The organism is Mesorhizobium sp. M7A.F.Ca.CA.002.15.2.1, from assembly GCF_003998715.1.
Taxonomy (GTDB): Bacteria; Pseudomonadota; Alphaproteobacteria; order Rhizobiales; family Rhizobiaceae; genus Mesorhizobium; species Mesorhizobium ciceri.
Genome location: NZ_RZPI01000335.1, coordinates 1 through 5,887 on the forward strand (window position 1 = coordinate 1; position 5,887 = coordinate 5,887).

General features: G+C 60.8%; 4 protein-coding genes and 1 pseudogene. 2 read left to right on the top strand and 3 right to left on the bottom strand.

The window, feature by feature from the left end:
* Positions 1 to 578 (top strand): annotated as a pseudogene (locus ENZ74_RS18840) (3-dehydroquinate synthase); the annotation flags it as partial.
* The gene (locus tag ENZ74_RS18845) at positions 575 to 1,468 is read left to right on the top strand and encodes an HlyC/CorC family transporter (RefSeq protein ID WP_063169113.1); all 894 of its coding nucleotides are present in this window, start codon (positions 575 to 577) and stop codon (positions 1,466 to 1,468) included. The pseudogene ENZ74_RS18840 and the gene ENZ74_RS18845, both read left to right, overlap by 4 nt.
* Positions 1,469 to 1,492: 24 nt before the next feature.
* Here the strand turns inward: ENZ74_RS18845 and ENZ74_RS18850 are convergent, their stop codons facing one another.
* The 3 genes from ENZ74_RS18850 to ENZ74_RS18860 form a co-directional block, all read right to left on the bottom strand.
* A complete protein-coding gene (locus tag ENZ74_RS18850) occupies positions 1,493 to 3,034 on the bottom strand; it encodes a SpoVR family protein (protein ID WP_024503737.1) in 1,542 nt (513 codons plus the stop codon).
* Positions 3,035 to 3,043: 9 nt separating this feature from the next.
* Entirely contained in the window at positions 3,044 to 4,354 is a 1,311-nt protein-coding gene (locus ENZ74_RS18855) for a YeaH/YhbH family protein (protein WP_063169112.1), read from the bottom strand.
* A gap of 17 nt (positions 4,355 to 4,371) precedes the next feature.
* Positions 4,372 to 5,887, bottom strand: a 1,516-nt coding sequence (locus ENZ74_RS18860) for a PrkA family serine protein kinase (protein WP_127312918.1), incomplete at its 5' end; no start/stop codon positions are given.

Sequence of the window (5,887 nt, forward strand, 5' to 3'; positions counted from 1 at the left end):
GCTATGCCGAGCTCGCCAAATACGGGCTCATCGACCGGCCGGAATTTTTCGCCTGGCTGGAAAAGAATTGGGTCCAGGTTTTTGCCGGCGGGCCGGAGAGGGCGCAGGCGATTGCCGAAGCCTGCCGCGCCAAGGCCGACGTGGTTGCGCGTGACGAGTTCGAGACCGGCGACCGCGCGCTGCTCAATCTCGGCCACACATTCGGCCACGCGCTGGAAGCCGCCACCCAATATGACGGAAGCCGCCTCGTCCATGGCGAAGGGGTCGCCATCGGCATGGCGCTGGCCTACCGGTTCTCGTCGCGGCTCAATCTGGCCAGCCCCGACGATGCCGCGCGCGTCGAGGCGCATCTGCGCGCCGTCGGCCTGCCCTGGCGAATAGCCGACATCCCGGGCGATCTGCCTGACGCCGAGGCGCTGCTTGCCTTTATCACCCAGGACAAGAAGGTGTCGCGCGGCGCGCTGACCTTCATCCTGACGCGCGGCGTCGGCCAGGCTTTCATTGCCAAGGATGTTCCGGCATCGGAAGTGCTGTCGTTTCTGAGGGAGAACCACCCAAAGGAAAGCGACCGGAGATGAACGAGCCCGGCTGGATCGTTGTCGCCGTCCTTGCCATCCTCATCGTGCTGCTCGTTGCCGTGCGCACGCGCCTGCTTGCCATATTCGGGTACGAGCTTTCACGCATCGAGCCGCAGCGCTCCAGCCAGGACGAATTGCGCGGCGCGGTCGACGATTTCCGCCGCGACGGCCAGGTGGTGCGCGAGGATCGCGACCGCGTCGGCGGCCTGTTCGATCTCGCCGAGCTCGAAGTCTCCGACATCATGGTCCACCGCACCAACATGCGCTCGGTCAATGCCGACAATGCGCCGGAAGCGGTGGTGCGCGAGATTTTGCAAAGCCCGCACACCCGCATGCCGCTGTGGAAAGGCTCGCTCGACAACATCGTCGGCGTGCTGCATGCAAAGGATCTGCTGCGCGCCTTGAACGAAGTCGGCAACGATTTCTCCAGGATCGACGTCATGAAGATCGCTTCGAAACCCTGGTTCGTGCCCGACACCACGACCTTGCAGGAACAGCTCAACGCCTTCCTTCGCCGCAAGGCGCATTTCGCCGTCGTCGTCGACGAATATGGCGAGGTCGAAGGGCTGGTGACGCTGGAGGACATTATCGAGGAGATCGTCGGCGAGATCGCCGACGAGCACGATGTCGACATACAGGGCGTCAAGCAGGAGGCCGACGGCTCCGTGGTCGTCGACGGTACGGTGCCGATCCGTGACCTCAACCGGGCTCTCGACTGGAACCTGCCGGATGAGGAGGCAACCACCATTGCCGGCCTCGTCATCCACGAGACGCAATCGATCCCCGAGGAGAAGCAGGCTTTTACGTTCCACGGCAAGCGCTTCATCGTCATGAAACGCGACAAGAACCGGATCGCAAGGCTGAGGATCAGGCCAGCCGGCGACGCCTGATGTGCGCCGGGAGACCGGGTGCCGTCATCCCGCGATCTGGCTCGTCGAGCGTTCGTGGATCGTCGCGCCGGTCTCGGCATCCATGGCCGCCAGGCTGACTTCATAACCCCAAAGCCTGCGGATGTGACGAAGCGTGGCGTCGCGGCTGGCATCCTCGAGAAGGATGCCGTCATTGACCTTGTGCTGCAGCCGCAAATGGCGGTCGCCGAGCAGATCGACATCCACCACCTGAATGTCCGGCCGGTTCGCGCCGAGATCATAACTGTTGGCGAGCGCGGCGCGTATCTTGGCGTAGCCGCGCTCATCGTGGATGGACGCGACCAGGCAATGCGGCTGGTCGGCAGCGTCGCCGAGCACAAAAAACCGCCATTTCCGGATCAAGGCAGGGCTGAGGTACTGGCGGATGAAGGATTCGTCGCGATGCTCGGCCCAGGCGTCCAGCAGGACCTCGCGCCAGTTGCCCTGGCCGGCCATGTCGGGGAACCAATCGCGGTCCTCGGCCGTGGGTTCGGTCGAGATGCGCTGAATGTCCTGCATCATGTCGAGGCCGAGAGCATAGGGGTTGATGCCTGAAAAACGCGGATCGTCGAAGGCCGGCTGGAAGACCACGTTGGAATGATTGCGCAGGATTTCGAGCATGGCGCCTTCGCTGATCTGGCCGCGGTCGAACAGCATGTTCATCAGCGTATAGTGCACGAAAGTGGCACAACCTTCGTTCATCACCTGTGTCTGCCGTTGCGGGTAAAAATATTGCGCGATGACACGAACGATCCTGATGATCTCGCGCTGCCAGGGCTCCAGGACTGGGCTGTTCTTTTCCAGGAAATAGAGCAGGTTTTCCTCGGGCAGATTGAGCGATTTCTTCCACTCTGGGTCCTGGCCCTTGTCGTTGGCCGCTTGCTGCGAGGCCGGCAGCGTACGCCACAAGTCGTTGTAGGAGCGCTCCTCGTATTCGAGACGCTCGCGAATTCCTTCGCGTTGCCGTTCCGACGACAACCTCGGCGGCCGGTGATAGCGAAACACGCCCTGATCCATCAGCGCGTGGGCGGAATCGAGAACAGCTTCGACGGCGGCGAGGCCGTGCCGCTCCTCGCAGCGGACTATGTAGCCCTTGGCGAAGTCCAGGTAGCTGAGGATCGCACCCGCATCCGTCCACTGTTTGAACAGCTGATTGTTCTTGAAGAAATGATTGTGCCCGAGCGCTGCGTGGGCCGTCACCAGGGCCTGCAGGGCCATGGTGTTTTCCTCCATCAGATAGACGATGCAGGGATTGGAATTGATGACCAGTTCATAGGCAAGCCCCCGCCCGCCCTTGCGATAGAGCAAATCCTGGTGGAGGAAATGTTTGCCGAAAGACCAGTGACGGTACATCAATGGCATGCCGATGGACGAATAGGCGTCGAGCATCTGCTGCGACGAGATGATCTCCATCTGAACGGGATAGGTGTCCAGATGAAGCTCTTCGACCGCGAGTGCCTCGATAGCGTCATAGGCCCGCGACAATGTTTTGAAATCCCAGTCGGACCCTGAAAAAAGCAGGCTGGATTTGCTCGCTTGTCTGGCCATCGGGAACCCTCATGCCCTCTTGAGGGCGGCCGGTTGCCTGCCGAAGAGCTGGCGAAAAACCGGATAGATATCGGCGGGTGTGGCGATGCGGCTCATCTGGAAGTTCGGCCATTTCTGGTCGATGGAGTTGTAGGCACGCCAGAGCGATGTCCCGTTTTCTGTCGAGCCGAAAATATGAGCTTCACGCTCGTCGATGATCTCGACATAGGCAAAATACTGGCACAGCCGCATGAGCTCGCCGTTGAGCAGCGAAATGCATCGCTCCGAATCGCCGGCGAAATTGTCGCCGTCCGAGGCCTGGGCGGCATAGATGTTCCAGTCATGGGCCGGGTAGCGGCTGGTGATAATACGGTGCATTTCCTCCAGCGCGGTGGAAACGACGGTGCCGCCGCTTTGGGTGTTGTAGAAAAATGTTTCCTCGTCGACCTCCTGAGCCAGGTGCGTGTGGCGGATGAAAACAATCTCGATGCGGTCGTAGCGCCGTTTCAAGAACAGGTGCAGCAAGACGAAGAAGCGCTTGGCCAGATCCTTCTCGCGCTCGCCCATGGACCCGGACACGTCCATAAGACAGAACATGACGGCATTGGCGTTCGGCACCGGCCGGGAATCGAAGCGGTTGAAGCGGATGTCGACCGGATCGACATAGGCAATCCGGCGGCGGCGGCGTTCCAGCCGGTCGAGCTCTTCGCGCAATGCCGCAATACGCTGGCGCGCTTCGGCGCTGGATGGCGTCGACTCGAGCGAGGCGATTTCCTCGAGGATCGCATCCAGTTCGACCTGCTTGGGGCGCCTCAGCGCAATGCGGCGGCCGTGGCTGTTGCGCATTGTGCGGCCAACATTGATGTTGGTCGGCGAACCTGTGGCGGCGAAGCCGGCTCTGCGCGGCTTGAAGGCAAGGATCTCCTTGAGGTTGAGCTTGACCATGTCCGGGAGCTCGAGATCCTCGAAGAAAAGATCGAGCACTTCCTCGCGCGACAGCACGAAACGAAAGTCGTCTTCAGATGCCTTGTTTCCCGGCGACGATGCTCCCCCGCCGCCCCCGCCGGGTTTGGGGATCAGGTCTCCAGCGGAGAAATGCCTGTTGCCCGGCAAGATGTGCTGGCGCCTGCCGCTGTCGCGGGCGTTGTTGAAGCTCGGCTCGCTTGTGCCTCTTTCGGGCATGCGCACGGCATGCTCGGAATCCGCGTCGGCGATCCTGCCGGTGCGGATCTGATCGCGTATGCTGCGTTTCAATTCCTCGCGCGCGCGTCGCAGGAAGCGCTGGCGATTGCCGAGGCTTTTGTCTTTAGGGTTCAGGCGGCGGTCGATGAAGATCGGCATGGAACCATCCGGGTTCTCTAACCCGCCCTGTTCACCCGCATGTACCAGTCCACAAGGCGACGCACCTGCCGCTCGGTGTAGCCGCGCTCGACCATCCGCTGCACGAATTCATTGTGCCGCTTTTCCGTGACACTGTCCTGCTTGGAGCCGAAACTGATCACCGGCAGGAGGTCCTCGACCTGGCCGAACATGCGTTTTTCGATGACTTCCCGCAGCTTTTCGTAACTTGTCCACGCCGGGTTGCGGCCATGGTTTCTTGCACGGGCGCGCAGGGTGAATTTCACCACCTCATTGCGGAAGTCCTTGGGATTGGCGATGCCGGCCGGTTTTTCGACCTGTGAAAGCTCGTTGTCCAAAACCTCGCGGTTGAGGATCTGGCCTGTGTCGGGATCCTTGTAGTCCTGGTCTTCGATCCAAGCGTCGGCATAGGCGATGTAGCGGTCGAAAAGGTTCTGGCCGTACTCGCTGTAGGATTCCAGATAGGCTTTCTGGATCTCATGGCCGATGAATTCGGCATACCGCGCGGCCAGCTCGGACTTGATGAACTCCAGATAGGCGGCTTCCGTCTCCTTCGGAAACTGTTCGCGCTTGATTGCCTCCTCCAGGATGTACATGAGATGCACGGGGTCGGCGGCCACCTCTTCGGTGTCGTAGTTGAAGGTCTGCGACAGGATCTTGAAGGCAAAGCGCGTGCTGACGCCTGCCATGCCCTCATCTACGCCGGCGGCGTCCCGATATTCCTGAACCGACTTTGCCTTGGGGTCGACTTCCTTGAGGTTCTCGCCATCATAGGCGCGCATCTTGGTGTAGAGCGGCGAATTGTCGTGCTCGGCCAAGCGGGTCGAGACGGTAAACCGGCTGAGGATGTCCAGCACCTCTGGAGCGCAGGGACTGGCGGCCAATTCGCTCTCCCGCAACAGTTTCTCGTAGATCTGCCGCTCTTCGGTTATCCGCAGGCAATACGGCACCTTGACGACGAGGATGCGATCGAGAAAAGCCTCATTGTTCTTGTTGTTCTTGAACTGCAGCCATTCCGACTCGTTGGAATGGGCCACGATGATCCCCTGGTAGGGAAAGGCGCCGAAATTTTCGGTGCCGTTGTAGCTGCCTTCCTGGGTAGCCGTCAGCAGCGGATGCAGGACCTTGATAGGCGCCTTGAACATTTCGACGAATTCAAGCAGGCCCTGGGTGGTCCGGTTCAGTCCACCGCTATAGGAATAGGCGTCCGGATCGGACTGGCTGAAGTTTTCCAATTGCCGGATGTCCACCTTGCCGACCAGGGCCGAGACGTCCTGATTGTTCTCGTCGCCGGGCTCGGTCTTGGCGATGCCGATCTGGCGCAGTCGCGACGGCATCAGCTTGACGACGCTGAACTTGGAAATGTCGCCGGAAAGTTCGTCGAGGCGCTTGGCCGCCCATGGCGAAATGAGCCCATTCAAGCGGCGTCGTGCAATGCCGTATTTATCCTCCAGCAGGTCGCCCATGCGATCGGGATGGAAAAGGCCAAGCGGCGATTCGAAAACCGGGCTGACC

Coding starts and splice junctions, on each gene's coding strand:
- ENZ74_RS18845 (WP_063169113.1), top strand. CDS start 575: ATGAACGAGCCCGGCTGGATCGTTGTCGCCGTCCTTGCCATCCTCATC.
- ENZ74_RS18850 (WP_024503737.1), bottom strand. CDS start 3,034: ATGGCCAGACAAGCGAGCAAATCCAGCCTGCTTTTTTCAGGGTCCGAC.
- ENZ74_RS18855 (WP_063169112.1), bottom strand. CDS start 4,354: ATGCCGATCTTCATCGACCGCCGCCTGAACCCTAAAGACAAAAGCCTC.